Origin of the sequence: Nocardia sp. NPDC059236 (genome assembly GCF_042754085.1) — a bacterium.
Lineage (GTDB): Bacteria > Actinomycetota > Actinomycetes > Mycobacteriales > Mycobacteriaceae > Nocardia.
Map to the genome: position 1 here is coordinate 438655 of NZ_JBHZAF010000005.1, position 24764 is coordinate 463418.

General features: G+C 66.1%; 33 protein-coding genes. 14 read left to right on the forward strand and 19 right to left on the reverse strand.

From position 1 onward, the window contains the following. Nucleotides 1-41 precede the first annotated feature (41 nt). Together ACFXIV_RS16700 and ACFXIV_RS16705 are read right to left on the reverse strand one after the other, a co-directional pair. Nucleotides 42-599, reverse strand: coding sequence for a hypothetical protein (locus ACFXIV_RS16700; protein ID WP_379403151.1), 558 nt, complete (start codon nt 597-599; stop codon nt 42-44). A gap of 208 nt (nt 600-807) precedes the next feature. Continuing rightward, a complete protein-coding gene (locus ACFXIV_RS16705) occupies nt 808-1116 on the reverse strand; it encodes a pentapeptide repeat-containing protein (RefSeq protein WP_379403152.1) in 309 nt (102 codons plus the stop codon). Between the two features lie 41 nt (nt 1117-1157). Between ACFXIV_RS16705 and ACFXIV_RS16710 the strand changes: the two genes are divergently transcribed. From ACFXIV_RS16710 to ACFXIV_RS16725, 4 genes are all read left to right on the forward strand, one after another. Beyond that, nucleotides 1158-1529: a recombinase family protein gene (locus ACFXIV_RS16710; RefSeq protein WP_379403153.1), complete on the forward strand. Its 372-nt coding sequence runs from the start codon at nt 1158-1160 to the stop codon at nt 1527-1529. Nucleotides 1530-1568: 39 nt separating this feature from the next. Further along, nucleotides 1569-2156: a hypothetical protein gene (locus ACFXIV_RS16715; RefSeq protein WP_379403154.1), complete on the forward strand. Its 588-nt coding sequence runs from the start codon at nt 1569-1571 to the stop codon at nt 2154-2156. Between the two features lie 464 nt (nt 2157-2620). Further along, nucleotides 2621-2863, forward strand: a complete 243-nt coding sequence (locus ACFXIV_RS16720) for a hypothetical protein (protein WP_379403155.1) — start codon at nt 2621-2623, stop codon at nt 2861-2863. A gap of 237 nt (nt 2864-3100) precedes the next feature. Beyond that, on the forward strand, nt 3101-4351 hold the full coding sequence (locus ACFXIV_RS16725) for an adenylate/guanylate cyclase domain-containing protein (RefSeq protein WP_379403156.1): 1251 nt from the start codon (nt 3101-3103) through the stop codon (nt 4349-4351). A 65-nt stretch (nt 4352-4416) separates the two neighbouring features. Here ACFXIV_RS16725 and ACFXIV_RS16730 read toward each other — a convergent pair whose 3' ends face one another. Further along, nucleotides 4417-5352 carry a hypothetical protein gene (locus ACFXIV_RS16730; protein WP_379403157.1) on the reverse strand — a complete coding sequence of 312 codons (936 nt, stop codon included), beginning with the start codon at nt 5350-5352 and terminating at the stop codon, nt 4417-4419. 386 nt (nt 5353-5738) lie between these two features. Here ACFXIV_RS16730 and ACFXIV_RS16735 point away from each other — a divergent pair, with 386 nt between their 5' ends. Beyond that, nucleotides 5739-6287, forward strand: coding sequence for a hypothetical protein (locus ACFXIV_RS16735; protein ID WP_379403158.1), 549 nt, complete (start codon nt 5739-5741; stop codon nt 6285-6287). Nucleotides 6288-6521: 234 nt separating this feature from the next. On the opposite strand, the gene ACFXIV_RS16740 is transcribed toward ACFXIV_RS16735, so the two are convergent. From ACFXIV_RS16740 to ACFXIV_RS16750, 3 genes are all read right to left on the reverse strand, one after another. Beyond that, a complete protein-coding gene (locus tag ACFXIV_RS16740; RefSeq protein ID WP_379421285.1) occupies nt 6522-6929 on the reverse strand; it encodes a hypothetical protein in 408 nt (135 codons plus the stop codon). Beyond that, entirely contained in the window at nt 6926-7201 is a 276-nt protein-coding gene (locus tag ACFXIV_RS16745; protein WP_379403160.1) for a PadR family transcriptional regulator, read from the reverse strand. The genes ACFXIV_RS16740 and ACFXIV_RS16745 overlap by 4 nt, the downstream gene beginning before the upstream one ends. A gap of 315 nt (nt 7202-7516) precedes the next feature. Further along, complete coding sequence (locus tag ACFXIV_RS16750; protein WP_379403161.1) at nt 7517-7702, reverse strand: hypothetical protein; 186 nt, start codon at nt 7700-7702, stop codon at nt 7517-7519. Nucleotides 7703-7990: 288 nt separating this feature from the next. Here ACFXIV_RS16750 and ACFXIV_RS16755 point away from each other — a divergent pair, with 288 nt between their 5' ends. Continuing rightward, entirely contained in the window at nt 7991-8206 is a 216-nt protein-coding gene (locus ACFXIV_RS16755) for a hypothetical protein (RefSeq protein WP_379403162.1), read from the forward strand. Between the two features lie 810 nt (nt 8207-9016). Here the strand turns inward: ACFXIV_RS16755 and ACFXIV_RS16760 are convergent. The 3 genes from ACFXIV_RS16760 to ACFXIV_RS16770 all read right to left on the reverse strand — a co-directional run bounded on the left by ACFXIV_RS16760 (nt 9017) and on the right by ACFXIV_RS16770 (nt 11305). Next, nucleotides 9017-9295, reverse strand: coding sequence for a hypothetical protein (locus ACFXIV_RS16760; protein ID WP_379403163.1), 279 nt, complete (start codon nt 9293-9295; stop codon nt 9017-9019). 189 nt (nt 9296-9484) lie between these two features. Beyond that, entirely contained in the window at nt 9485-10666 is a 1182-nt protein-coding gene (locus ACFXIV_RS16765) for an NAD(P)/FAD-dependent oxidoreductase (protein ID WP_379403164.1), read from the reverse strand. A 108-nt stretch (nt 10667-10774) separates the two neighbouring features. Continuing rightward, nucleotides 10775-11305: a hypothetical protein gene (locus tag ACFXIV_RS16770; RefSeq protein WP_379403165.1), complete on the reverse strand. Its 531-nt coding sequence runs from the start codon at nt 11303-11305 to the stop codon at nt 10775-10777. Between the two features lie 194 nt (nt 11306-11499). Here ACFXIV_RS16770 and ACFXIV_RS16775 point away from each other — a divergent pair, with 194 nt between their 5' ends. The 4 genes from ACFXIV_RS16775 to ACFXIV_RS16790 all read left to right on the forward strand — a co-directional run bounded on the left by ACFXIV_RS16775 (nt 11500) and on the right by ACFXIV_RS16790 (nt 13890). Further along, entirely contained in the window at nt 11500-12117 is a 618-nt protein-coding gene (locus tag ACFXIV_RS16775) for an ArsR/SmtB family transcription factor (protein ID WP_379403166.1), read from the forward strand. Between the two features lie 2 nt (nt 12118-12119). Further along, the gene (locus ACFXIV_RS16780; RefSeq protein ID WP_379403167.1) at nt 12120-12854 is read left to right on the forward strand and encodes an SRPBCC domain-containing protein; all 735 of its coding nucleotides are present in this window, start codon (nt 12120-12122) and stop codon (nt 12852-12854) included. 61 nt (nt 12855-12915) lie between these two features. Then, the gene (locus ACFXIV_RS16785; protein ID WP_379403168.1) at nt 12916-13488 is read left to right on the forward strand and encodes a dihydrofolate reductase family protein; all 573 of its coding nucleotides are present in this window, start codon (nt 12916-12918) and stop codon (nt 13486-13488) included. Between the two features lie 225 nt (nt 13489-13713). Beyond that, nucleotides 13714-13890 carry a hypothetical protein gene (locus ACFXIV_RS16790; protein WP_379403169.1) on the forward strand — a complete coding sequence of 59 codons (177 nt, stop codon included), beginning with the start codon at nt 13714-13716 and terminating at the stop codon, nt 13888-13890. Nucleotides 13891-14235: 345 nt separating this feature from the next. On the opposite strand, the gene ACFXIV_RS16795 is transcribed toward ACFXIV_RS16790, so the two are convergent. Together ACFXIV_RS16795 and ACFXIV_RS16800 are read right to left on the reverse strand one after the other, a co-directional pair. Next, nucleotides 14236-14559 (reverse strand): antibiotic biosynthesis monooxygenase family protein, encoded by a 324-nt coding sequence (locus tag ACFXIV_RS16795; protein WP_379403170.1) that lies wholly within the window; start codon nt 14557-14559, stop codon nt 14236-14238. A gap of 683 nt (nt 14560-15242) precedes the next feature. Beyond that, complete coding sequence (locus ACFXIV_RS16800) at nt 15243-15554, reverse strand: DUF4158 domain-containing protein (protein WP_379403171.1); 312 nt, start codon at nt 15552-15554, stop codon at nt 15243-15245. 154 nt (nt 15555-15708) lie between these two features. Here ACFXIV_RS16800 and ACFXIV_RS16805 point away from each other — a divergent pair, with 154 nt between their 5' ends. Further along, a complete protein-coding gene (locus ACFXIV_RS16805) occupies nt 15709-16146 on the forward strand; it encodes a heme-binding protein (RefSeq protein ID WP_379403172.1) in 438 nt (145 codons plus the stop codon). A gap of 48 nt (nt 16147-16194) precedes the next feature. On the opposite strand, the gene ACFXIV_RS16810 is transcribed toward ACFXIV_RS16805, so the two are convergent. Further along, nucleotides 16195-16617, reverse strand: coding sequence for a pyridoxamine 5'-phosphate oxidase family protein (locus ACFXIV_RS16810; protein ID WP_379403173.1), 423 nt, complete (start codon nt 16615-16617; stop codon nt 16195-16197). A 93-nt stretch (nt 16618-16710) separates the two neighbouring features. Here ACFXIV_RS16810 and ACFXIV_RS16815 point away from each other — a divergent pair, with 93 nt between their 5' ends. Then, the gene (locus ACFXIV_RS16815; protein WP_379403174.1) at nt 16711-16920 is read left to right on the forward strand and encodes a hypothetical protein; all 210 of its coding nucleotides are present in this window, start codon (nt 16711-16713) and stop codon (nt 16918-16920) included. Between the two features lie 50 nt (nt 16921-16970). Here the strand turns inward: ACFXIV_RS16815 and ACFXIV_RS16820 are convergent, their stop codons facing one another. Next, nucleotides 16971-17762, reverse strand: a complete 792-nt coding sequence (locus ACFXIV_RS16820; RefSeq protein ID WP_379403175.1) for a hypothetical protein — start codon at nt 17760-17762, stop codon at nt 16971-16973. A 91-nt stretch (nt 17763-17853) separates the two neighbouring features. Between ACFXIV_RS16820 and ACFXIV_RS16825 the strand changes: the two genes are divergently transcribed. Beyond that, complete coding sequence (locus ACFXIV_RS16825; RefSeq protein WP_379403176.1) at nt 17854-18312, forward strand: MarR family winged helix-turn-helix transcriptional regulator; 459 nt, start codon at nt 17854-17856, stop codon at nt 18310-18312. 484 nt (nt 18313-18796) lie between these two features. On the opposite strand, the gene ACFXIV_RS16830 is transcribed toward ACFXIV_RS16825, so the two are convergent. The 3 genes from ACFXIV_RS16830 to ACFXIV_RS16840 form a co-directional block, all read right to left on the reverse strand. Next, nucleotides 18797-18961, reverse strand: coding sequence for a hypothetical protein (locus ACFXIV_RS16830; protein ID WP_379403177.1), 165 nt, complete (start codon nt 18959-18961; stop codon nt 18797-18799). Nucleotides 18962-18973: 12 nt separating this feature from the next. Beyond that, nucleotides 18974-19624 carry a GNAT family N-acetyltransferase gene (locus ACFXIV_RS16835; protein ID WP_379403220.1) on the reverse strand — a complete coding sequence of 217 codons (651 nt, stop codon included), beginning with the start codon at nt 19622-19624 and terminating at the stop codon, nt 18974-18976. Nucleotides 19625-19767: 143 nt separating this feature from the next. Then, a complete protein-coding gene (locus tag ACFXIV_RS16840; RefSeq protein WP_379403178.1) occupies nt 19768-21030 on the reverse strand; it encodes an MFS transporter in 1263 nt (420 codons plus the stop codon). A gap of 288 nt (nt 21031-21318) precedes the next feature. Here ACFXIV_RS16840 and ACFXIV_RS16845 point away from each other — a divergent pair, with 288 nt between their 5' ends. Beyond that, on the forward strand, nt 21319-21603 hold the full coding sequence (locus tag ACFXIV_RS16845) for a LysR family transcriptional regulator (RefSeq protein ID WP_379403179.1): 285 nt from the start codon (nt 21319-21321) through the stop codon (nt 21601-21603). A 135-nt stretch (nt 21604-21738) separates the two neighbouring features. Here the strand turns inward: ACFXIV_RS16845 and ACFXIV_RS16850 are convergent, their stop codons facing one another. The 3 genes from ACFXIV_RS16850 to ACFXIV_RS16860 are packed head-to-tail and all read right to left on the reverse strand — an operon-like array spanning nt 21739 to nt 24750. Further along, on the reverse strand, nt 21739-21966 hold the full coding sequence (locus tag ACFXIV_RS16850; protein WP_379403221.1) for a tyrosine-type recombinase/integrase: 228 nt from the start codon (nt 21964-21966) through the stop codon (nt 21739-21741). Continuing rightward, entirely contained in the window at nt 21963-23582 is a 1620-nt protein-coding gene (locus tag ACFXIV_RS16855; RefSeq protein WP_379403180.1) for an MDR family MFS transporter, read from the reverse strand. The genes ACFXIV_RS16850 and ACFXIV_RS16855 overlap by 4 nt, the downstream gene beginning before the upstream one ends. A 28-nt stretch (nt 23583-23610) precedes the next feature. Continuing rightward, the gene (locus ACFXIV_RS16860; RefSeq protein WP_379403181.1) at nt 23611-24750 is read right to left on the reverse strand and encodes a cytochrome P450; all 1140 of its coding nucleotides are present in this window, start codon (nt 24748-24750) and stop codon (nt 23611-23613) included. Nucleotides 24751-24764 lie beyond the last annotated feature (14 nt).

The following is a 24764-nucleotide window of genomic DNA, read 5'->3' on the forward strand; positions in this document are numbered from 1 at the left end:
ACTCCCAAAGTTAACGGCATTGGGTTGTGAGAAGCCTCGGTTCAGAACTTGCCGGTGTGGTGTTCGATTCGGTGCCCGATTCGGGCGGAGAATTCGGTGATGAAGTCCTCGGTGAAGGGCGGCCAACTCCAGAAGTCGAAGGCGAGGGTGCCCAGAGCGAAGTTGTCTGGCCATTGCCAGGAGGTGATGGGGCTCGATGTGGTGCACGAGGGGCAGATTGCTGCGCCGGTGCCTGTTTGTTTCCAGGCGTCGATCGCGTCGGAGAACGGCTGCCATACGGCGGGATCGGCTTCCCGTTGTTGTGGGTAGTCGATGATCACGGTGGTGGCCTGGCAGCGTGGGCATACCGCGGAGGTCGGTTCGATGTAGCCCTGTCCGGGGTAGTGGTCGTGGCGTCCGATGATGACAGCGACGGGGCCGGGGATCCAGTCGGCACTCCAGTCCTGGGCGATCTGCGGCCAGTCGGGGCCGGGCACGTAGCCTTCGTCGACCTGGAGGCTGTACATCGCGTCGCGCGAAGTCTCCCGAAGCAGCCATCGCCGCGACACCATCCAGTCCACCATGTGCTCGGCCAACGTGCTCGCCTCGGCCGAGGTCACATCGAGGTCGACGATTCGTTCGAAATAGTCACCCCCATCCTGTCACCAGGGACCGACACGGCCCGTGGGGTTCGCACGGCTGGAAAGTCACGGTGAGACCGGGCTACCGCAGATGACTTCCCGAGCCGACACGACCCGAGAGGGGCATTTAGCGCGGATGCTCGCGAACGCCCAGAGGATCGTTTTCCGAACGCGCGAGGAAAGAGCCTCAGGACTGTTCGGATGGAACAAACTCACTCGGCCACTGAGTGAACTCGCTGTAGATCGCGCCGCGTAGCGTCGCGCCGCCTAGTTTCGCGTTGCGTAATATCGCGCCGTTCAGTTTCGCGTAGTTCAGGTTCGCGCCGTTCAGGTCAGCGCCGTTCAGGTTCGCGTGTTTCAGGTTCGCGCCGGTCAGGTTCGTGTGGCTCAAGTCCCCAGAGCTCAGGTTCGCGCGGTCCAGCCTGGCGAAGTCAAGGGAGGCTCTGGTCAGGTTCGCGCGGTCCAGCCTGGTGTCGGTTCCTGGTCGTTCCGTCACTGGACCGGCTCGGCCGCTCGCTGCAGGACCTGATCGCGATCGTGGCCAAACTCCGAAGGCGCGGAATCGGATTCCGGTCGCTGCACGAAGCGCTCGACACCACCACTCCGGGCGGGCGGCTCGTGTTCCATGCGTTCGCCGCGCTGGCCGAGTTCATCCGCGAGCTGATCGTGGCCGGCACCAACGAGGGCCTGGCCGCCGCCCGTGCCCGCGGGCAGCGCCTCGGCCGCCCGCCGGCCATGAACACCGAGCAGATCCGCCAGGCCCGCGCCCTGCTGACCCGGACCGACGAATCGGTGTCCTCGATCGCCCGACTGCTCGGAGTCTCACGGTCCACGCTCTACAAGTACGTACCCGAGATCACCGCCGGCGGCACTGCGGGCCAACTGGCCAAGAGCGAGGGTGAACCGTAACTGGCCCGTGTTGGCAGTGTGCTGCCGATAATCGTCTGTGTGAGTGTGGAATTGGTGTCCATGATCAGTGCGCTCGCAGGGGTCGCTGGGTCGCTTGGCGGCATCGTGGTATCGCAGCGGTACGCAATCCGCGGCAAGCAACTGGACGCGGAAAATCTGCGTCGCCGAGAGACTGAAGTAGCTCGTCTGGCGAGGTACGCCGAGCTCAACCGTGCGGCCCGCGGCTACCGGACCGCGGCATTGGATTTCGTCGAGCATCGGGTGCGAACTCTTGAGGTGGTCGGGTCGAAGCGGTCCGACTACCGCGATTTGTACGCCATGGCGCAGATGTGGCTACCCGACTTCGAATTGGCTATCGCGTCGGAGGTGAGCAACTGCCTGGATCGCACGTACGACGCGCTGTGCGCGCTCGACGCCGGCCGTGCTGATGCCTTCACAGCTGACAACCCGCTTGTCTGGGCGAAAGGTCCGCTAAACGACGGCATTCACCTCCTCCGGATCGTCCTGCGTGCAGACCTCGGAGTGTCGGATAGCAACGACAACGCTGTCGCCGACCAGCTGCGGCGGCTCATGGAAGCGAGGCGGGCAATGTTCGCTCGCAACACGCCAACCGGTACATCACCCTGACGCGAGATCTCCGTCAGGGTGATCGATGTGTTCCGGGAAGCCGCAGGTCGCCGCCCGCTCCGGGAGCGCGGGAGACCGTGGGGCGGGGCTTCCCGCTACAGGTGGCATAGGGAGAAGGGATGTCACCCAGCCGGAAGAATCGGTGTCCTCGATCGCGCGCCTGCCGTTTCCGCAAGCGACATGCCCGACCGCCTACGGCCCGGCGATGACCTCCGGTGCCAGCTCGCCCAGCTGCGCGTCGGCATGGTCGCCACTTTGGGCGCCTCCTGCACCCCCAGCACAGTTCGAGTCTCAGATGCTGAGAGTCTGTTAATAAAATGACTGCAGATGCTATAAACTTAGCGGTATTCACGAGAGCTGCTGCGCACCGCAGAAGCGTTTGACTCCGGGTTGCAGGCGAGGCACGGTCGCATCGTCGCCCTGGCCTGCGCCTCACGGAACGGCAGCACCAAGGAGGCGTAGGCATGACCGGAAAGTCCAGCGAAGCGATCACGGTTCGGCTAAAGCCGGAAGATTATGCCGTGCTCGCCGGGGTCGCGAAGATCAAGAACCGGCAGGTGGCCGAGCTCGCCAGGGAGCTGATCCTGGAAGGTCTCACGCTTGCAACCGATCCAGATCAGATCGAGGCGGCCATCGAGGCGGAGAAGCAGCGGCTTCTGGCCGCGGTTGCCCAGATGCGGAAGTCGCAGGAGAAGGCCGGCGCGTAGACGACCGCACGGAACGGCGGGGAGGGAATCGAATCCGGTTCCCTCCCCGCCGTTTTGGCATCGGCGCACTGTCGATCAGTAGAGCTTCGCCAATGGGATGCTAAGCATCTATGAGCATCTCAAAGAGTCTTATAGATTCCTTTCATCAATGGAGATGCGTAGATGCTGTAGTCTCATCGATGGCGTAGCAACTCTTCCCCGCACGGGGGCCGAGCTGCACTGGGAAAGGAGTACGCCGTGAACAAGCACATTGGTTTGGACGACCCGAACCTGCCTGGCCTGTCCGATCCGATCGACAAGCCGTGGAACAGCGAAATCACCTGCATGTTCGTCGACATGCGCAACAGCGCCGGCCAGAAGTTCGAGAAGTCGACCATGGCGTGGCTGAGCGAGTTCCTAAAGATGTTCCGCATCCTGGACGAATGCCGCGCCGGGATGCAGGTGCTCTCGGTGAGCAGGCCGATGGGCGACGGCGGGATGGTCGTGGTCGACAGTGATCACGCCCATCAGCTGCTGAACATGGGCATCGAGTTCATGGAGCGCATCACCGAGGCGGCGTCAGCGAAGGACGGGCACCCCATCGGCGAGATCGACATCGCGATGTCGATCGGGTTCGCGACCGGTTCCGCGTTCCGGTACCGGCTCGAGGAAGGCGGTGTCGATCACCTTTCTCCGGTGTGTGACCGCGCGTCGCGGCTGTGCTCGGCAGCCTCCGCACACGCGATTCTCGTCGACGGCGACACCGTGGATGCGGCGAACATGCGCAGCGTGCACTCCAAGCTCGGGATCATCCTGCACCGGACGCCGGAGGAGTACCGCGGACCGCGCGAGCGGGTACCGCTCCAGGGAATCCCCGATCCTGTCGAGTACCACGAGATCTTTTACGGTGCTTCACTTTTCGGCCTCCGCGCCTCTGCGGTGACCGAGGTGACGAGGACACCGCGCGCCGCGTCGGTCTCATCCGCACCAGCAGGGCGGATCGTGGTGTCCAGCACCACGGCGGCCTCACAGCCGCCCCCCGCCGGGGCTGCCGCTGGGCAGCGCGTCGGCCGGGTCAAGCAGTGGTTCGCCGATCGCGGCTTCGGATTCATCACCGACCTTGCTGGAACGGACTTTCACATCTCGTCGAGGGCCGTCTTCTACGAGGACGACGTGGAGTGCTTGAGCAGCAGCGGCACGGAGGTCGTGTTCCTCACCGCGCCGCCGGCGCGGGAAGGGCAGACGGCGCGGGCGGTGAACGTGCTGGTCGCTGGGCAGCGCGCGGACGGGGTGATTCGGACCATCCACCCGGAACGGCCCTTCGGGTTCATCGAGGTGACCGATGACCGCAACCACCGGATGTCGTTCCACTTCCACGTCTCGGACGAGATGCGCAAGCAGTTCAAGGTCGGTAACGAGGTGTCGTTCGAGGTCGCCGTCAATCCGAAGGGCGGTCGCGCGATCAAGATCGAGCAACTCGTTGATGACGCGCCCTCCGTCGCAGCCTGATCCACCGTTAGCACGAAGAAGGCCTCCGATCGAATTCGATCGGAGGCCTTCTTCGTGCCGGGCGCCTAAGCCATGTGGTCTGGGGGCGTGGGGAGGTTGTCGATGAACTCCTCGACAACCTGGATCTTTCGATCCAGGTCCGACAGATCGTACTCGGATTCGGGGATGGGCTCGGTCATCGCCATGAACATCCCCGTGAACGCGATCGCCGGCGCCGACCACGGCTGCGGCGAGCCAGTATCGAACGGATCCGACAACTTCATGTCGGGAGCGAGATCCGGCACCATGTTGTTCTCCTCGGGGGTGGTGACGGTGCGCAGCACCAAGCCCTCCATCAACGCCGAGCCCGTCGCCGCGACCTTCGAGAAGGCAGGCTCCCCGTCGGCCGAGGCATCGAACTCCGCCCGCACTCGCCGACCGACGATCTCACCGATGGATTCGTAGAACCTGGCCATGCTCGCCACATAATCGGCTTCGTTGCGCGCGATCGCGTCCTGCAGCTTTGCGCCCAGGGGCCCCTTGTACGACAACGCGGTCGCCGACAACGTGATGTAGGTGCGCCAGCTCTGACGCTTGATCACGTTGTCGTAGTTGACCTTTGCTCCGGTCCTGCACATCTCGACCACCACGGCCCGCCGCATGGCCGGATCCGCCAGAAGGTTCGGCGCCTCTTGCAAGGCCTCTTGCAGTGCGCGTATCGCCGTGCGCAAGGTGTCGGGATCGTGTACCGACGGAGCCCATTCGGGCTTGCTCGCCAACTCCAGCAGCAACTCGTCGAAGAAGTTCTCCCGCGAACCCCAGATGCGATACGCCGCGCTGCGGGCGACACCGGCGGCCGCCACGATGTAGTCCATCGAAATGTGCTGCAGGCTCACGGTCAGCCCGTTCTCGTTCACCAACTCGACCGCGGTCTCCAGCACCACCCGCCGTACCTCTTCGGCGCTGATCCGCCGGGGCTTGTTCGGGTCAAAGGCCCGCACTCGCGCCCCACCATCATTCACGGCATGTCCTCCAAAGTCATGTTGGGACAAGTTGTCTCAAGGTCTGATCAAGTTGATTGTCCTCCAGTCTCGCCGTACCTTCGTGTGTAGGCAACATGCGGGCGACCAGGGCCTTCTATGAAACGCAGATGACTCGGACCCGCGGCAGGGAGGCGCATGATGACGAACCGGCTTGAGGCCACCCAACTCATGTACAGCGTGTCCGAAATACGGCAGCTAGCCATCAGGGCTATCGCATGGGACCGGATCCAGACCGAAGTCGAAGCGCATCTGATCGCGTCCGCGGAGAGCGACGAACTGGAATGGCCTGTCTCGTAACCCATCTCGGGTTTCAAGTGACAGATCCCTGACGAACCGCGCTCCATCACCACCTCGGGTCGGATCACATGAACTGGATCATCCGGCGCAGCCAGCCCCCTGCCGCGCCGCCCGCCACTCCCGCGGTACCCCCGTGGGAGGACGCCAAACTCGCGATGACCGAATTCGGCAACTGGATCAAGAATGCCGATACCAAGGTGACCATTCTCACCGCCGCACTCGGCATCCTCGTCGCGAGCACCGCGTCGAACATCGACACTCTCCACGCGGCCCTGTCCAACCCGGCCTTCCGGCACAAGTGGATCTTGTCCGTCCCGCTGGGATTGCTATGCTGCGCGATCCTTGCCACTGCAGGCTTCGCCTATCAGGCGCTCAAGCCCAGATCCGGCGGCGCATCCACGCAAAACCGCTTCTCATGGCCCAGCGTCGCCGATTCCTCGTGTCCACCAAGCGATCTGGACCCGATGGCCACGCTCGTCGAGGCCTGGACCCAGAATCACGCCCTGGCAAGGATCGCCGCCCTGAAGTACAGGGCCTTCGCAAACGCCCTGCGCTGCTTCGGAATCGCCCTCATCCTCAGCGGCACCTGCATCGCCATCGCGACATGGCAGGCGTAGCGCCGAGCGGTCGGCGCGGCACTCTGGACGACTTCGGAATCTCCTCCGACACATCACAATCCGGATTGCGTTGTGCACCAGGGTGACAAAGACCCGCGAAGCTGGGTTCCGGTAGTAATCGCCGAAAAACCAACGGATTTCGGGATGTGCCCTGGTAGAGGGTGATTCGCCGGTTCGGGGTTCGGGGTGGGATCGTTGTGCTTGGCTGAGGAGTCTCAGGAGAGGACCGGTTCTTCAGTACTGATCGATCACGGCGAGGTCGGAACCACCGCTACCTCCGGTGCCGCGTCGTTGGGCCAGCAGGCCGCGGCTCATCAGCACAATGTTCAAAGCCAACAGCGCCATGATGGCGACATAGGAGACAATCTCGGGTCCGGTACCGGCCCAGCCGGAATCCATGCCGTTGTAGAGGATCCACAGGATGAACAGCGCGCTGCCCGCGATGGAGATGAGTTTAAGCCAGGTCATGATGCCTTCCTTCGCGATGAACCAACCCGTGCCGAGCAACCAGCGGCGGCGGAGGGGACCGGCACTGATCAACGCGGCCTCGGCGAGCATGGCCGCTCCCAGGTCGCGACGCCCCGACGGCAGTAGCCGCACGCCGAACGACAGTGCGCGAGTCAGCCGGTCGGGGTAATTCATGCCAGACCGCCCGCCAGTCGCGGCGAGCCGCTCGTAGGGCGCGGTCGCGTCGATTGCGCGGCAACGGCCACCTGCTCGGCGAATGCCCGACCATCCCGCGTGAGCCGGTACAGATGCCGCCGTGGCCTGCCGACCGGCGGATCCTCTTCCCATCGGCTTTCGAGGATTCCGCGATCGGTGAGCCGACCGAGGATCGGGTACAACGTGCCTGCCGCGAGCCCGCTCGCCCCCGCCAGGTCGTACCCGTGCCGCCACTCATCACCGGGAACCATCAAGGTGTCCAAAACAAGTCTCGTCTGCGCTGAGGGACGGCGAACAACCACGCGCTAACTCTATCTAGATAGACTTGGTGTCGCAACCAGCCCTCATCTTGAAAGTGGGTGAGGCGGGCAGGTTCCGGCCTCACCCATGTCAGTTCGAGCGCCGCACCCGGCTCAGCGTCTTTCTCCTGCAATGGCATCCATCGATTCAGCACCGGCAACAGTTCCGGGTAGCGGTCGTGCAGCTCATTACCGATGGCGATCATCGACTGTCACCGGTGGATCTGGGCACACAGCACGTGCAGGTCTGCGAGGCGGCACATGCCTTCACCACCACCAGAGCCCGGCGCCCTCGACCGGCGGCGACGCGCATCCGTACTGCTCATAGCACACGACCATTTCCACCGTGACGGTCCGATTGCTGCTCGGGCCGGGTGGATAGGAAGAGTCTGTGGGCCGATCCACCCGGCTGCCGAGCACGATGCGCCGCTCGGAGTTGGCGAAGCGGGGCATCAGTTCCGGAGTCGTCCACTTGTGACCCCGGTCGGATGGTCCGACGTGAGAATGCGGCGCGATAACCGCACCCTGATTCCTGCCGCGCTCCACGATCAGCTCACCCGCTCTGCACCGTACTCAGATCCTGTGTCGGAGCTGCCCGAATACCGCACGGGTGGCACGAATCGAGAGTGCCCAGGCACGGAAGGTCGCAGATATCTCCGAATTAGCTGCGTGATCGAGATTGTCGTGCAGAATGCCGGAGGGAACCGGCCCGACCGGATCGGTGAACCTTGATGGGGTGAAATGACCGATTTGATGGGATCGACCGTGTACGAGCTGCTCGCGCAGGTCCTCGCGCGCTACGGCAGCATCGACGTCTTCATCGCCCGTCTGCACGCTCTGCTGGACATGCCCACAGTTGCGCGCCCCGCGGCGGCACCCGCGGCCGGTGGCCGGCACCGACTCGTAGAGCCCACGGGCACAGTGCCGAATACGGTGCCTGTCAGGAAATATCGGTAATCGGCCCTAGATCAACACTTTTCGCCGCAGGTCGGAGTGTGGTGCCGGGGTGTACCCCAAAACGACATGCCACTCGGTGGCCGTTCCGCTGGCACGCGGTGCGGGTGCCAGCGGAACGGCCTGTCACGGGCTGCCCGTACGCTCGTCGCTCGTGGCCAAAGCCAAAAGCCCTCTTGCTCGCGTCGTTGCTCATGTTCGTCGCTTCATTCGTCTGGCTGTTGAACACCGGGATGCCCCTCGACCATCGGTGGTTCGGTGGGTTTCGCCGGTTCGAGGGAAGATGTGCTGCTTCACCGCCGCTGCGTGCAAAGCGGCAGTCCCGCCGCCGAAGGAGGCTTGGACTGTCACGCGGACTCTGGCCGGTAATGCGTGCGTAGGCAGCCTTTAGTGCGTCTCTGATGTCCTGCAGGTAGGCCTGGAGCCGTTCGGCGGATCGTTCTCACGCGATCATCAGACCGATGCCGGTGATACCGACCCTCCATCACTCGCATCTGATGCGAGAAAGTCGCATCGTATGCGAGTGATGGATGAATCCGCAGGCAGTTGAGCCACACTCGGCCTCCGACGCGCAGGGGATCGCTACCATCACCAGTGCCGCGGCATCCGAAATCCACTGCCAGGAGCCGCAATTGCTACCCCGAACCGGTCGATGTGCATACCATCGCGAGTTCGCATCCAATGCAATTGGCGGCGAAAGTAGTAATCGCCGAAAATCCAACGAAGTTCGGGATGTGCCCTGGTAGGGGTGCCGGTAAGAATCGTGTCGCCTGGTACATGAGCGTGTCTCCCGGTCTTCGGCCCCTATGCGAGCTACAGCATCTCGGCGTACATGCGGCCGTCGCGCACCCCGAATTCGATCCGACACGGGAACTCCGACGGGTATCCGGCCTGGAGGTTGTGCAGATTGCCTCCGATGACGAACGTCGCCCACTCCCGCAACTCTTCGGGCAGCTCGAACATCCAGCCGTCGGTGGCGCGCACGTACGGGATGTCGGCACCGAGGGGATCGTGGCGGCCGAGAGCGGCCACATCGAGGATCATCCCCTTCTCCTGCGCTGACGCGATCGTGGGCGGCTGCAGCAGCATCATGGCGGAACCGTAGCGCCACCTACGCACTCCGCGGCCGAGGCGCGACGGGGACGCCCGATTTGCCCGGCCGGCAAGCCCGGAACCTACTGAAACCGCTGGTCGCCCGACGCAATGAAAGCGCGGCGGCGTTTTGCCGCAAGGCATTTGAGCGGCTTCATGTGCCACCTGACGCGATTCCTACTTTCACCCCTACCTATGATCGGCCATCGCTGTGGCGGCCGCGATGCGCTGCTGACGCTTGCCGCCCTTGATGGCGGCGTAGGAGCCGGGTTTGCGGGCTTCGCGGGCGAGGCCCCACACGGTGGATTTGCAGATCGCCTCCTTGACGGTGGCGGCAACGCGGCCGGCGAGGTAGGCCCGACGGGCGGTGTCGTCGAAGTGGGCCAGCTGCATGGTCGCGCGTTTGCGGCCCAGGCTGATGCACTGGCCGATGAACGCGATATCGATTGCGGCGGGCTCGGATTCGGCGAGGCGGCTCAGGATGGTTCCGGCAGCGTGGGCACCGAGCGGGATGGCGGCCTGGCAGCTCATGCGCAGGGGTTGGCCGGAGGGGGCGGCGGCGTCACCGGCGGCCAGGATGCGCGGATCGTCGATGCTGGTGAGGGTTTCGTCGGTGAGCAGGCGGCCGACGGCGTCGGTGCTCAGGCCGCTGCGGGCAGCCAGGTCCGGGACGCCGAAACCGGCCGTCCACACTGTTATCGGGCTGGGCAGTTCGCGACCGTCGGCCAGCACGACGCTGTGCGGGTGAACGGCGGTGACCTTGGCATCCGGACCGTCGACGATGGTCACGCCGAGTGTGGTCAGTTGCCTGGCGACCGAGCGGCGGGCGGTCGTTGTCAGGTACGGGCCGAGCAGGCCCCCGCACACCAGGGTGACCGGACGGCCCTGCTCGGCGAGCTCGGCGGCGGTTTCGATGCCGGTGGGCCCGGCGCCGACCACGGTCACCGGTGCGGCCGCGTCCGCACCGGCCAGCGCGTCGCGCAGTTGCTCGGCGTGCTCGAATTCCGCTATGTCGTAGGCGTATTCGGCTGCGCCCGGGACGGCCGGGGCCGCCCCGTGGCTGCCGACGGCGTAGATGAGGTAGTCGTAGGCCACGTTGCCTCCGCTCTTCAGCGCCACGCTGCGCCGCACCCCATCGATCACCGTCGCCTCATCGACGATCAGCCGGATCCCCGCGCCGAGCAGCGCGTCGTACTCGACCGCGGCGGAACCGGAGCCGGCGACCAACTGGTGCAACCGAATTCGCTCCACGAACTGCGGCCGCGGGTTGATCACTGTGATCTGCACGTCCTCCCGAGTCCGCAGCCGGTTGGCCGCGATGATCCCCGCATATCCGCCGCCGACCACGACGACCCTGACGACCCGTTCCATGTCCGCCCTCCTTCACCGTTGGTGGTATCGGACATGAAGACACCATTCGAGCCCGATGTGTGACATCGCGGCGCGTGTCGGGTGACGCGGCTCACCGCGGCGCCGACGTCACCGAGGCCGTCGCTTGCGGGCCGTGAGCGCCTCGGACCAGGTCAGGGCAGGCGGCCAGGACGGACCGTCGATGACCGGAATGTGCGGAGCGTGGCAGGTGACTGCCGCGGTCAGGCTCTCACGCGATACGCGCCAGCCCGTCATGCGGCGGTATGCCCAGCGGATGGTGCCGTCGGCGCCCGGGATCAGGTCGGCGCGACCGGCGTCGCGCAGGAGCCGGGCCGACGACTCGGGTATCGGGCGGGCGGCCGGACCGCCTCGGGAGGGTTGGGTGGTGCCGCGGGCCCGCACGCCGATGCAGCGGTGGCGGAACTGATTTCGCGGTGTCGAGGTGGTTTCGGTGAACAGTTCGATCGCGCAGATTCGCGACCAGGGCACGGTCTGGGCAGGGCCGAACGCGTCGGCAGCGAAGTAGACACCCGCACCGTGGACGGCGAAGACCACTCGGCCGTGCGACGCACGGCGCCACCGCCACAGTCCTGTGCGTACGACGTAGGCGTCCGGACCGAAGTCGGCAGGAACGGTCATCGCGCGTCAGTCGATGGAGCCGCCGCTGTCGGGATGGCCACGATGAAGAAAATCGTCACCGGCGCAGCGTGCGGCGCGACCCGGCCGGTGTCAATGCCGGAAACCCGGTCGACCGCCGACGGGACCCGCGGCACTCGGCAACCGACAACTTCATCTTCCTTGACAAATATTTTTGTCGGTGAGACTCTGGGGTGGTGCTGGACGTCGCTGTGATCGAAGAACCCGCTGCGGCCGAGGCTTCCCTGGACCCGATCCGGTCCCGGATCCTCGCCGCTCTCGCCGAGCCGGGCTCGGCCGCGATGCTCGCCGGTCGGCTCGGGCTACCGCGGCAGAAGGTGAACTACCACCTCAAGGAGCTGGAGCGGCACGGGCTGGTGGAGCTGGTCGAGGAGCGGCGCAAGGGCAATGTCACCGAGCGTGTATTCCGGGCCACGGCAGCCTCTTACGTGATCTCCCCCAGCGTGCTGGGTGCGGTCAGTCCGGATCCGGCGCGCTCGCCCGACCAGTTGTCGGCGCGGTGGCTCGTGGCGCTGGGCGCGCGGCTGGTGCAGGAGGTCGGGGCGCTGCTGACCGGCGCGGCCCGGGCGCAGCGGCGGGTCACGACCTTCGGGATCGATGCGCAGGTGCGGTTCGCCTCAGCGGCCGACCGGGCGGCATTCGCCGAGGAGCTGGCACAGGCGGTGACGACACTGGTCAGCCGCTACCACGACGAGTCCGCACCGGGCGGGCGCGACCATCGGGTGGTCGTCGGCATGCACCAGATACCCGCCGCGCGGAAGAACACCGAATCCGAAGCAGGACAGGAGAACTGACGATGGGGCATCCGTTCGAGATCGAGCTGGAGGCGACCCTGCCCGCGAGTCCGGACCAGGTCTGGGAGGCGATCGCGACCGGGCCGGGAATCGACTCCTGGTTCATGGGGCGCAACGAGGTCGAGGCACGGACGGGCGGGATCGCCGCCATGGATACCGGCGGCCGGCGGGAAGAGTCGGTAATCACCGCGTACGAGCCGGGCAAGCACTTCGCCACCCGCACCGGTACCGACGAGGACGGCCGGTTCATGGCCTTCGAGTATCTGCTCGAGGGGCGCGAGGGTGGCAGCACCGTGCTGCGGGTGGTCCACAGCGGCATGCTGGGCGACGACTGGCAGGACGAATACGACGCCCTGCGCCGCGGCTGGCCGTTCCACCTGAACACGCTGCGCGAGTACCTGACGCACTTCCCGGGCCGGATCGCGGCTCCCGTATTCGCCGTCGCCATGGGCTCTTCCGGGCAGGCGGTGCGGTCGGCGCTCATCCGGGCGCTGGCGCTACCGGACCCGGTGGCGGTGGGCGCGCGGGTGCAGGCCGAACCGGCGGGCCTGCCGGCGCTGGACGGTGAGGTGGTGTGGGCCGACGACGAGCGTTTCGAGATCCGTACGGCCGACGGGCTCTACACCTTCCACCACGCCCCCACCGGACTCGCGCTGATGTTCCATCACCTCTTCGGTCCCGACACCGCCGGGGCCGAGGCCGCCTGGCAGCAGTGGCTCACCAGCCTGCTGAGCTGAAGCAGCCCCCGCCGAACCATTCGAATCACCAACCGACACACCACATATCAAGGAGCAGAGCATGCGCACTCTCATCAGCACCGCCTTCATTTCCCTCGACGGCGTCGTGGAGGGACCGGGTGGCGAACCCGGCTACCGGAACTCCGGCTGGACCTTCAAGGATGTCGAATTCGTTCCCGAGGCCTACGAGATCAAGGGACGGGAGCAGGAGGAAGCCACCGCGATGCTGATGGGCCGCGTCAGCTATGAGGCGTTCAGCCCGGTGTGGCCGGACATGGCGGATTTCGCCGGGTACAAGGGCATGCCGAAATACGTCGTCTCCACCACACTCACCGATGCCGACCTGGTGACGAACTGGGGCGAGACCACCATCCTGCGCTCCGTCGACGAGGTGGCCGCCCTGAAGGACACCGACGGCGGCCCGATCATCATCCACGGCAGCGCCTCGCTCAACCGCGCCCTCTCCGACGCGGGCCTGATCGACCGCTATCACCTGCTGGTCTTCCCGGTCCTGCTCGGCGCGGGCAAGCGCCTGTTCTCCGAGTCCGACAAGGACGCCCAGAAGCTGAAGCTGGTCGAGGCCGCCACCTACTCCAACGGAATCCAGAAGATCATCTTCGACGTCGTCCGCTGAGGCATCCGGCCCGGATCCGGCAGTTCCCTGGAGGACTCGCCGGTTGGCCCGTGGATATACAGGCCAACCGGCCTCACTCCACCGTTGCTCGGACGTGGGGTCGACGGGGGTAGTGGCGCAACCGGCCGGAATCCGCCGCTAACGCAGTGATGCCCCGGGCGGGGTCCAAGGAATCACGAAATCGGTTGTGGCTGTTGCTATTTCTTGACGGATCCGCTGCCACTGTTGGCGTTGGTCGCGTCCGCGGACTGGGCTCGGCTGGCGAACCCTGTTGTGGCCGTGCGGCTGCCCGGGTTGCGGGCACTGGCCCAAGCCGACCACCGGAGCTCATTGGTCCCGATCGCCACCATTCACATCGCCGACGGGAAGGTCGTCAACATCCGAGAGCAGTACGAAAGCTGACTCGCGGACACAACGAACCGCCCGACACGACTACAACCGTTGCCCCATAATGCGCCTGTTCCATCCTCGGCGTGAGAGGCGATGGGGCTCAATGACTCACCAAGACAAGTTGTGGATACCGCGGTCCTCTGGCATGTGACCGTCGCCCGATCCGTGATGCGGTCGAGCCCCGGTCAACGCACCGCTGCGATCCGCGACCGCGTCGACCCCGAGAATACCAATTATTGGTATACCGGGGTCCCGGTAGTACTCGGGCTACTGATAGGCAGGCGAAGGCGGGGTCAATCCGTAGGTTCAGGCACACATTTGGTGATTGTGTGCCTGAACCGTACTCAGCCGAGACGGCTAATGGCGATCGTGGTCAAGGGTGAACTTCACCTGGTACAGACCTGGGCCGGCATTGCCGAAGGCCTTGTTGCCCTGGATCAATCCCTCGTTTGTCAGGTGCTCGATGACGCGCCGGGCGGCGTCGATGTCCTCGCTCTGGGCGTAATTGACGACCCTGGTGCCGTCGAGACTCCGGTGCAGGCTGGCCGAGATCCAGCCGGGAACCTCGCTGGCGACCTGTGCGGCGCGGGCCAGATAGTCGATCAGCGGTTGCTGCTGACCAGGATCGACGGTGAACACGTTGATCTGGGTGACGGTTCCGTCGACGCGGATGATGGGCATGCGTGCTCCTCGAACTCGATAGGAGGCGAGGACGATCGAGAGACCGACAAGACCTCAGACAGGCAGCCACGTCAAGCCCTCGGCGTCTCGCCGATTGCTTGCCGCGGGGTCACCACTGACGTGGCGACACGGAGCCTCTCGCGGAGGGGGTCGGGCTTACCGATGCCGACCCAGGTCCTTTCCGACATCGCCAGCATAACCGAGCCATCGCGGTATCGCGCCTGCGACCGGGCCGGAATATCGACGACCCACGAATCCTGGTTCTGGCCCACTGTTCGTGATCTGCCGGCCCGTAATCCGCAGGGGCGCTTGCTGTTCGGGTGCCCGATGACCGAGTGTATTGCCGGTGCTCCGATATCGGGCTGATCGCGGTAGTGTTCCCTCACCTGCACGGGTTGCGGGCTCTGGCGCTCTGGATCGCGGAGGCCCTGCCGCCGGTCATCTTGCCGCCGCTGTGGCTACCGCCTTTGCTGCCGGACTTCGACATCGCGCTACCTCCTTCGCTACTCGCCACTCCAAGATCAGGGTCTCCGTCCTGTCTCACCTTCCGACGATCCTCCAGGCGTGGCTCCAGCATCCCGAGCAGCAGCCGGTATCGACCAGCGCCAGCGGTCCCGCCAGCCGCGCCCACAACCACTGGTCAGCCGCTTGACGGCCTTGCGTGACAAGACGTTCCAGCGTCGTCACACCCTGGGGCAGCAGCCCGCGACGGTTCCGAGGCCACGCCACCGCCTCTCGAAGATCGCTTTCGGGCCGTCGCCTGTCATCCACCTCTGGTCACCGATCGACGTCACCAACTCGGCCTCGACCTCCGCAAACGGGCGTAACCCGTACTCGCGCTGGATCTCCCACGCATGCTCGAGCTTGGTTTTCTCCCGGTCGGTGGAGGACTTCACGCACGCCGGATCCGCGATATCGAGCTGTTCGGCGAGGTAGTCGACCAGTTCCGCGGGGACGTCGAGCGGGTCGGGCAGGAACATCCCCAGGTAGCGCACAGGTCAACCGGTTTCAAGGCCTGGTCAGGCCGAGCGCCGGAGTTCGGCCGGTTGCGCCACTACCCCCTCGACTTTCGCCGAAGATACTGACTACGAGGCGAATTCGAGCCACCGGGTGGACGGCTGTTCACGAGCGCGGGGTTAGGGTGTGTGGATGGGTGAGACTGCCCGGTTGCCGGGTTTGGCTTTGGTTGATGCTGATTGGTTGGTGGCGGCCGCACTGCGGGTTGGGGCCGAGCATGGGTTTCCACCACTTGCGGTGGCCGTTGTCGATGTCACCGGATCGGTGATCGTGTTGCGGCGTGCGGATGGCGGGATGCCGATGACGAGCCGGATTGCGGTGGCCAAGGCCCGCACGGCGTTGCTGACGCTGCAGGCATCCGGGGGCGTCGAATTGCCAGGGGCGATCACCGGCAGTATCCAGCATCTGTATGGCGGTGATTTCGTGCCGTACGCCGGCGGCGTTCTCGTTACCGAGAACGGAGTGATTCTCGGCGCAGCGGGGGCCTCGGGTGCGCATGCCAAGGAAGATGAGTTGGCTGTGCAAACTGCTGTCGAGCAGTGGCACGAAGACCGTTCTCATACGGCATGACCGGGTGTCGAGCCCGCACCGAGGGTGAGTCGGCGCGGGCCCGACCGACTATTTCCGGCGGATCTCGCGCAATCCGTTGTTCGGTGTCCACCATCGAATGACCAGTTCGTCGCCGTCGACCGTGGTGTGCACGGCTTCTCGGATATCGAGCCGGAACGAATTGCCGTCCCGCACCGGGATTTCGACCGCGACGCCCGAAACTTTGCCGTCGCCGCCGTCCATGGAACCGTCGCCGGGGTTGGCGTGCAGGGCGCAGCGGCCGTCGCGTTGCAGGTCGCGGACCTTCACGGCATCGGCCATCGATCCGAATTTCAGATCCTTCTCGGTGAACTCGACCTCGGTGCCGCTGACCCGGGGTGCGCCGTCGCGGCGGATGGTCGCCAGCACGTGGTGTTTGGTCGCCTCGAACCTGGCCCGCACGGCGGCGGCCAGTTCGGGCGCGGCATGCTCGAACTCTCTCCAGGTGGCCATCGGTCCACCATGTCATATCGATCGGCCGGAACGGTGGCGACCACGCCAGCGCGCCCACAGGCAAAGAACAGCGGTGTGGATTACTGTGGCCGCGTGGGCTTTACCGAATATGGTCCGGGCGACGTCGTGTACTTCCCGGAGGGGCCGTTCATCGGAATCTGCGGCGTCGTGCGCACCGTCGACAAGCACCGGGAAGAGCTACGCATCGACTTCAGCGAGGGCCTGGTCCACCGGGAGGGCGGCGTCCTGAGCGAACGCCGCCACAGCTTCACTGTCCGGTTCGACGAGGTCGAACTCGTCTGACCTGTGGGTGGCGGCCGGTCGGTCGGGCCGTGGGAGGGTGGAAACATCTCTCAGTGCCGGGTGAGTTCGCTGTTGATCATGATGGGGTCGCCCTTGGCGTCGGTGCCGGTCATGGTCGAGATCTGGTGATCGCCCGAGTCGGCAATGGTCCAGAAACGTAGTGTCACAGCGGAATCGCCCTGAGTGCAGGTTTGGGCGGGGGGATCGAGTTTGGCGGTGTCGCCGCGGGAGACGAGCGTCCAGGTACAGCCATCGCCGGTGCGGGCGACCAGCCGGTCGCCGTAATTCCTTGCGAGCGTGACGTTTCCCTGTGGTGCGTTGTCGGCCGACCAGTTTCCCTCGAAGGCTTTCGCAGCGTCCGGGTCGTCCTCGCGGACCCTGGTACGCGCCCCGTGTTGCAGGGTGAAGGTGTAGTCGGCGTCCTGGTGATGACTGAGGGCGGTAATGGATTCGGTTTCCTTGTCGCCGTGTACCCGTACGGTCCAGGCGGTGGTGGTGTAGGAGTAGCCGAAGGTGGGGTTGTGGCAGGTCTGGTTGGGCGGGTCGAGGGCCAGTCCGTCGGCTACGGACTTGAATTCCCAGGTGCAGCCCACGTCGGTGCGCCCGGTGACCCGCCCGGGGGCGGACGAGGTGAAGATGATGTCGCCGATCTGCGGCCCGTCCGGGACGCCGGGGATGTTCTCGGTCGCGTAGTTGACCATGGTCGAGTGGTCGGGGAAGTCGTAGTTCCAGCGCCCGAGATAGGCCGCGCCGGAGTCGGGCTCGGCCACCGCCGCGGGTGCGGTGACGACGACGAATGTGACGCCCAGGAGGGCAAGGGCAGGGAACGGTGATCGGGACATGACTCGCACGGTCCTTCGATTGACTATCCTGAATACACGGAAATTTGATTACTAGGTTACCTAGTAATAAGGATGACGAGAGGCTTGCGAGATGTCAACGAGGAAAACGGATTTGATCGACGCCGCCCTGGCCGGAATCGGCCGCACGGCCGAACGCGGCATGCGAATGAATCAGAGCGCCGCCGCGCGCCTGGGTATCAACGCCACCGACATGCAGGTACTGCAACTGCTGCAGTCGGGCCCGTGCACATCCAGTGAACTGGCGAAACTCACCGGTCTCACCACGGCCTCCATGACCGGTCTGGTGGACCGGCTCGAGAAAGCCGGATTCGTCACTCGCGTCCGGCATGCCGCCGACCGGCGGCGTGTCCTGATCCACCTGAACGATGCCCGCGCTCGGGCCGACATCGCCCCCCTCTACGGTCCCCTCCTCGGCACCTGGCGGCGCGCCCTGTCCGCCTACACGGTCGAGGAACTCACTCTGATCACCGGCTTCCTGACCCGCGTCGAGGAAGGCTTCGACAAGGAACTCGGCCCGCAGGCGGACTGACCGAGTTTCGTCGGTTCGATTGCCGGCGATCAGCTCAACGGCCTCCGGTGCGGCGGTAGTCGAGGACGCGAGTGTTGGAGTGGGTCGAGCAGGTGGCGATGTTCTGCACCGCGGAGTACGGGGGTGCCGCCCATTGCGGGTCGGATCCTGGGGTGGTTGATGATCTGCGATCCCGCAGAGCAGTCGGCTGAGGAGATTGCGGCGGCGGTCGGTGCGAGCCGGGCGTCGCTTGCGACCAATATGCGGGTACTGACCGACGCCGGTTTCCTGCGGCGACGCACCAAACCCGGTGAGCGCACCCACTATTACCGGATGGACGACGACGCGTGGGAGACCGTGGTTCGGCGGCGCGTGGCCGGCCTGGCCGCATTCCGCGATGTCACCGCCGCCGGAATGGAATTGGCGGGGACCGACACCGCCCGTGTCCGGCGACTGCGGACCGCGTACGAGGTCTACGACTGGATGACCAAGCGTCTCACCGGCGCTAGCTCTTCAGGAACCTCAGGTAGAAGGCTGCGAAGATCAGGACGATGCCGATGTTCACCATCAGGCGTTCCCAGAAATGGTTTCGGAAGAAGAGGATGTCCACGCCGACGACTACGACAATCAGTGCGAGGACGTAGAGAACGACTGTTGGCGCTCTTCCCATGTTGTAGTTGTACTACGCACTGCCGCTGTGGGGGTGGAGGCCGAGGTCCGGATCGGCGAATTCTCGTGTCCGGGTTGCGGCCAGAAGTTGCGGGCGGAGGGCGGGCCATTCGGTGGCGAGGATGGAGTAGTACGCGGAGTCGCGGATGGTGGCGTCGGCGCCGGCGAAGTCGGCGCGGAGGATGCCGTCCAGGGTGGCGCCGAGGCGTTCGATGGCCTGGCGGGAACGGGCGTTCCGGACGTCGGTGCGGAAGCGGACCCGGTGGACCTGCCAGCTGGTGAAGGCGTGGTCGAGCATCAGGAGTTTGGCTTCGCGGTTGGCGCCGGTGCGCTGGGCGGACTGCGCCAGCCAGGTGGAGCCGATCTCGACGGCGTCGGGGGTGTCGGGTCGCGCGGTGGCGTGGGCGGGCCAGGGCCACTGTTCGAGGTGGAAGCTGCTGGTGCCGAGGACGTCAGCGGAGCCTGCCCGGCGGATCACGAGCGGCAGTTGCCGATCGGCCGCGCGGGCGGCCAGCGCCTGGTCCACCCAGCGCTGCATGCCCGCGCTGTCGGCGGGGACATGGGCGTGGGTGTAGGAGGTGCGCGATTCGCAGGCCGCCGCTGTCAGCGGCGCGACATCGGCCACCGTCAGCTCGGTCAACTCGACGATCTTCCCCGACAGCATCAACGCCACGCCCGCCCCTGCACGATTGCCCCACACGACCTTTCGCCGCTCAACCCAACTTTACGACCCCTTCACCGCTCGTCTCTGGTCACGGGTCCGGACGATCGGGCAAATCGATCCCGACTGCGTCGATGTCACTCGCCTCACGCGCTCACCGGCTGCGGCGTCGGGGTCGCTCGCACACCGCGCAGCAGCAGAGGAGTGGCCAGCATGGCGACCCCGGCAACCGCCAGCGCCGTGCGCACGCCGGTCGAGGAGGCGAGTACGCCGAACACCATCGTCAGGGCCGCTATGGACAGGTTGCTGGTCACCGACCACGAGGACAGGGTGCGCGCCGTGAGTGCCTTGGGGGTCTGTTCGAGGCGGTAGGCGGCGAAGATCGGATTGAAGACACCGCAGCTGGTGACCAATCCGAACTGCACGGCGATGACGAGCGCGAGGCCGGGCACGCCGCGAGGCACGAAGGCCAGGCCGATTATCCAGAACGCGCGCAGCATGCCGGAGGCGATCATGACCCTATGCCGCCCGAACCGCTGCGCGAGCGGTGCCGCGCTGCGGGCACCGATCAGTCCGCCGACGCACGGTGCGGCGAAGGCCAGGCTGAACTGCCACGGCGCGAAGCCGAGCTGGCGGAGCATGAGCACCGCTATCAGCGGTTCGCCGGCCATGATGAGCCCGTTGCACAGATTCGTGTTGAACAGCAGCGGTCGCAGCGACGGATGAGACAGGATGTGCCGCCAGCCGTCGAGCAGATCAGCGACGCGCATGCCCGGCGTGGTCGGATGGCCGGGGTGCGGTTCACCTCTGCCGATCGCGGAGATGCCGAGCGCAGAGAGCAGATAGCTGATCGCGTCGACCGCCATGGTGACGACCGGGCCGAAGATCCCGATCGCCGCGCCGCCGAGCGGCGGACCGATGATCACCGAGGTCCAGGTCGTTGCTTCGAACCGTCCGGTGGCGACGATCAGATTCTGTTTGGGCACAAGCGTTTTCAGATAGGCGCCGCTGGCCGCGTTGAAGGCGATCTTGGCGGTGGCCACCAGCACCACCACGAGCAGCAGGTGGGTATAGGTCAGGATGCCCAGGAGGTAGGCGGCCGGGATGCTCAGCAGCGCGGCGAAGCGGCCCACGTCCATCGCGATCATCACCGGACGCTTGGGACGCGCCTCCACCCAGGGGGCCAGCGGCACCGCCAGCACCGCACCCACGGCCAGCCCCGCCGCCGACAGGGCCGACACCGCTGAGGGTCCCGCGTGCAGCGCGAGTACGGCGACGATCGAAAATGCCCCGAGCCCGAACCCGGATCCGTAAGCGCTGGCCGCATACGCAACCCACAGCCACCAGAACTCCCGGCCCAACGCTGGTCCTCGCGCGGCCGCCCGCAGCGTATTCGTTCCCCATGCCACGGGAGGTGATCAAAGCGGATGCCGGACCGTCGGACAAACAACCGGCCGTCTCGGTTGCACAACCAATAGTTGTCCGGCGAGGCCGAGGTGCGGGGCAGCGTGGCCGGAGCGGGTGATGCGTCCGGGCGTGTCGCGGTCCGGGTCGAAATTTCCTGAGAGCCAAGGGTGTTCGGTGCGAAATCTGGCCCGCAACCTTTCGATGCGCAGGGGCTCCCGATCCTGTGCCGGAGCTTTGGGTGCGATACCCTCCACAACCAACTGTGCACGGATGCGGTGTAGGGAGGTGGAGTGACAGACCTGGACCTAGCGGCCGTACGAGCCTTCGTGACGGCGGTCGACGAGGGGCAGTTCGGATATGCGGCGGCGGTGCTGGGGCTCACGCAGCAGGCCGTGTCCAAGCGCATTGCGAAGCTGGAGGGCCAGCCCGCCTATCCCTACGCTCTGCTCTGGTCGACCGCCGATCCCCACCCTGCGCTGCCGGACCTGATCGATCACGTCCGGCAGAACTACAGCGCCGACATCCTGGCCGACTGCTGGATTCCGGAGTCGGATCGCACGATCTTCCAGCCGTGAGGCACGAGTCCCCTCGACAGGACCGACCAGCTGTCGGTCAGTGGTGTCGCAGCACCACTGAGTTCGACACACCACCCGCGAACTCAACGGCCGCACCTGTGCGGCTGCCCGCAACCCAGCGCCGACAACGCAGCATCAGCGGCGTCGCCGAGCGGCGGGGTCGGTCTTGGACTGCCATGCCATCAGCGATTCCGCCGAGGGCATGGCGTATTTGGCCAGCGATCGCACCGAGGAATGCCCGCTCATGCGCATCAGCATCGGCGTGGACGCCCCGTCCTCGGCGGAGTGGGTCAGCTTCGAATGCCGCAGCTGGTGCAGCGTGAACGGGCCGCGGGTGAATTCTGCGGCGCGGGAGAGGGTCAGGCGGGCGGGGTGCCCAGGATCGTCGTGGGTTCCTTCTCATCGCGCGGATCGCGGTCGGCGTCGTGGATCGCCTCCTTGCGGGCCACCAGACCGGATACGTCCGCCAGCGGGATGTGTGGAATCAGCAGGGCCACAATCAAGGCGATCGCCAGGCCGGGGAGCAGGTATGCGAATACCGGAACCAGCGCATGGGCGTAGGACCCGACGATGGCATCGCGCAGGGGCGCCGGAAGGTGGTTGACGACCGCCGGCGGCAGGGCCGCCGGGGTGGCCCCGGTGGACAGCACCTCGCCGGGGTGCGCCCGGAAGGCGGCGTCGAGATTGCCGGTGAGGCGGTGGGTGAAGATGGAGCCGAAGATGGCGACGCCCAGCGCGCCGCCCATCTCACGGAAGTAGTTGTTCGCACTCGTCGCGGTCCCGACATCCGTTGCGGGAACGGCATTCTGGACCAGCAGCACCAGCAGCTGCATGACCATGCCGAGTCCCAGTCCGATGACGAACAACATCGCCGACACCACCCACGCCGGGGTGTGTGCGTCCAGGCGCGTCATCCAGATCATGCCGGCGGCGATGATGACCACGCCCAGTGGCGGGTAGACCCGGTAGCGGCCGGTGCGGGTCACCGCGCCCAGGGTGACGGACACGGTCAGGAACATGCCGATGGTCATGGGGATCGACAGCAGCCCGGACGCCGACGCCGAGACGCCCGTGGCCATTTGGAGAAACGTCGGCACGAACGCCACCGACGCGAACATGATCAGCCCCATGGTGAACCCGAGCAGCGACGTGGTCGCGAAGGTGCGGTTGCGGAACAGTCGCAGCGGCAGCATCGGTTCGCCGGCTCGCGATTCCACGCCGATGAACACCGAGATCACCACCGTCACGGTCAACATCATGGCGAGTATCGTCGGCGAGCCCCACCCGTAGCGTTTGCCACCCCAGTCGCTGATCAAGATGAGCAGCGTGGTGCCCGCGCTCATCAGCGCCGCCCCGAGATAGTCCGGGCGCACGGCCGGCCGCTTGCTGGGCAAGGTCAGATACCGTGCGGCAATGATCAAGGCCGCCAACCCGATCGGCACATTGATCCAGAAGCACCACCGCCACCCGAGGTGATCGGCGAACTCGCCCCCGAGGATGGGTCCGCCGACCGCCGTGAGCCCGTAGATCGCGCCCATCGGCGCACCGTACTTGCCGAGTTCCCGGGCGGGCACCACATCGGCCATGGTGGCCTGGGCGAGAATCATCAGCCCGCCGCCGCCCACGCCCTGCAGCGCCCGGAAGACGATGAACTCCCAGAACCCGGTCGACACCGCCGCCCCGAACGAGGCCGCCGTGAACACGGTGATGGCGAACAGGAAAAGCCGGCGCCGCCCGAACAGGTCGCCGAACTTGCCGTACAGCGGCATGACGAGGGTGGTGGCCAGCAGGTAGGCGGTGGTGGTCCAGGCCATGTGCGGGACGCCGCCGAGCTGACCGACGATGGTGGGCATGGCCGCGCCGGTGATCATCTGATCGAGGCTGGCGAGCAGCAGTCCGGCGGACAGGGCCGCGAAGATGAGCCAGATGCGCCGCTGTGTCATGACGAGGGGCGCGGAATCGGTGGTGGCGAGAGCCATTTCGTGAGTCCTCGGTGCTGAAGGGTGGTCACCAGTGCACGGGCAGCGCGGTCAGTCCGCCGGTGAAGACCTCGTCCCGCTCGGCGAGGGTGGCCGGGTCGACGGCGAGGGTCAGGGTGGGGAATCGGCGCACGAGTTGCCCGAAGGCGACCTGCAATTCGAGCCGGGCCAGCGGCGCACCGAGGCAGTAGCGGGGGCCGTAGCCGAACAGGAAGTGCGCGGCCTCCTGCCGGGTGATGTCCACGCGCTCCGGATCGGTGAACAGCGCCCGGTCGTGATTGGCGGAGGCGATGCCCAGCAGCACCAGATCACCGGCCGCGATCTCCACATCGGCGACCTCGAGCGCACTGCGCGCGTACCGGGGCAGGCTGCTGGCGTCGCAGGCGCGCAGCAGTTCCTCGGCGGCCGAGGCCACCAGTTCGGGCCGTTCGTGCAGCAGCCGCCACTGGCCGGGATTCTCCAGCAGCATGCGCACCCCGACCCCGATCTGCACCGCCGAGGTCTCGTGCCCGGCGAACAGCAGAACCATGGCGTGCGTGGCGATTTCGGTGTCGGCGACGCCGTCGATCGCGCACAGCCGGGACACGACGTCGTCGCCGGGATCGCGCCGCTTCTCCCCGACCAGCTCCAGGCAGTAGGCGAACAGCTCGGCCACACCTTGCTCGACCTTGGCACGGTCGGTGACATTGCCGACCGCGTCGACCCAGTCCCGGAACAGGTTCCGGTCGGTGTACGGCACCCCGAGCAGCTCGCAGATCACCAGCAGCGGCAGCGGCAGGGCGAGCGCGGCCTGCAGATCGGCGGGCGAGCCCTGATCGGCCATCGCGTCGAGCAGCTCCGAGGTGAGTTGCTCGACCCGCGGCCGCAACTCCCGCATCCGTCTGGGCGAGAAGTGCGGCTGCAGCAGGGTGCGCATGCGCGCGTGATCCTCGAACTCGGTGTCGAAATTGCCGATCGGCCCGCCCGAGAAGGCCGACTCCCCCAGCCGCGCCGCGGTTTCCGGCGTGCGATGCGCGCGGCCCAGCCGCAGATCGGTGAACAGGTCGCGCACCAGCTCGTAACCGGTGGCCAGCCAGGCCGGATCGCCCGTGGGCGTGGTGACCCGGGTGACCCCGGATCCGACGACCCCGGTCACCGGGCAGATGGACGGAGGGAGCGGCATTGTCATGGCGGTGCTGTCCT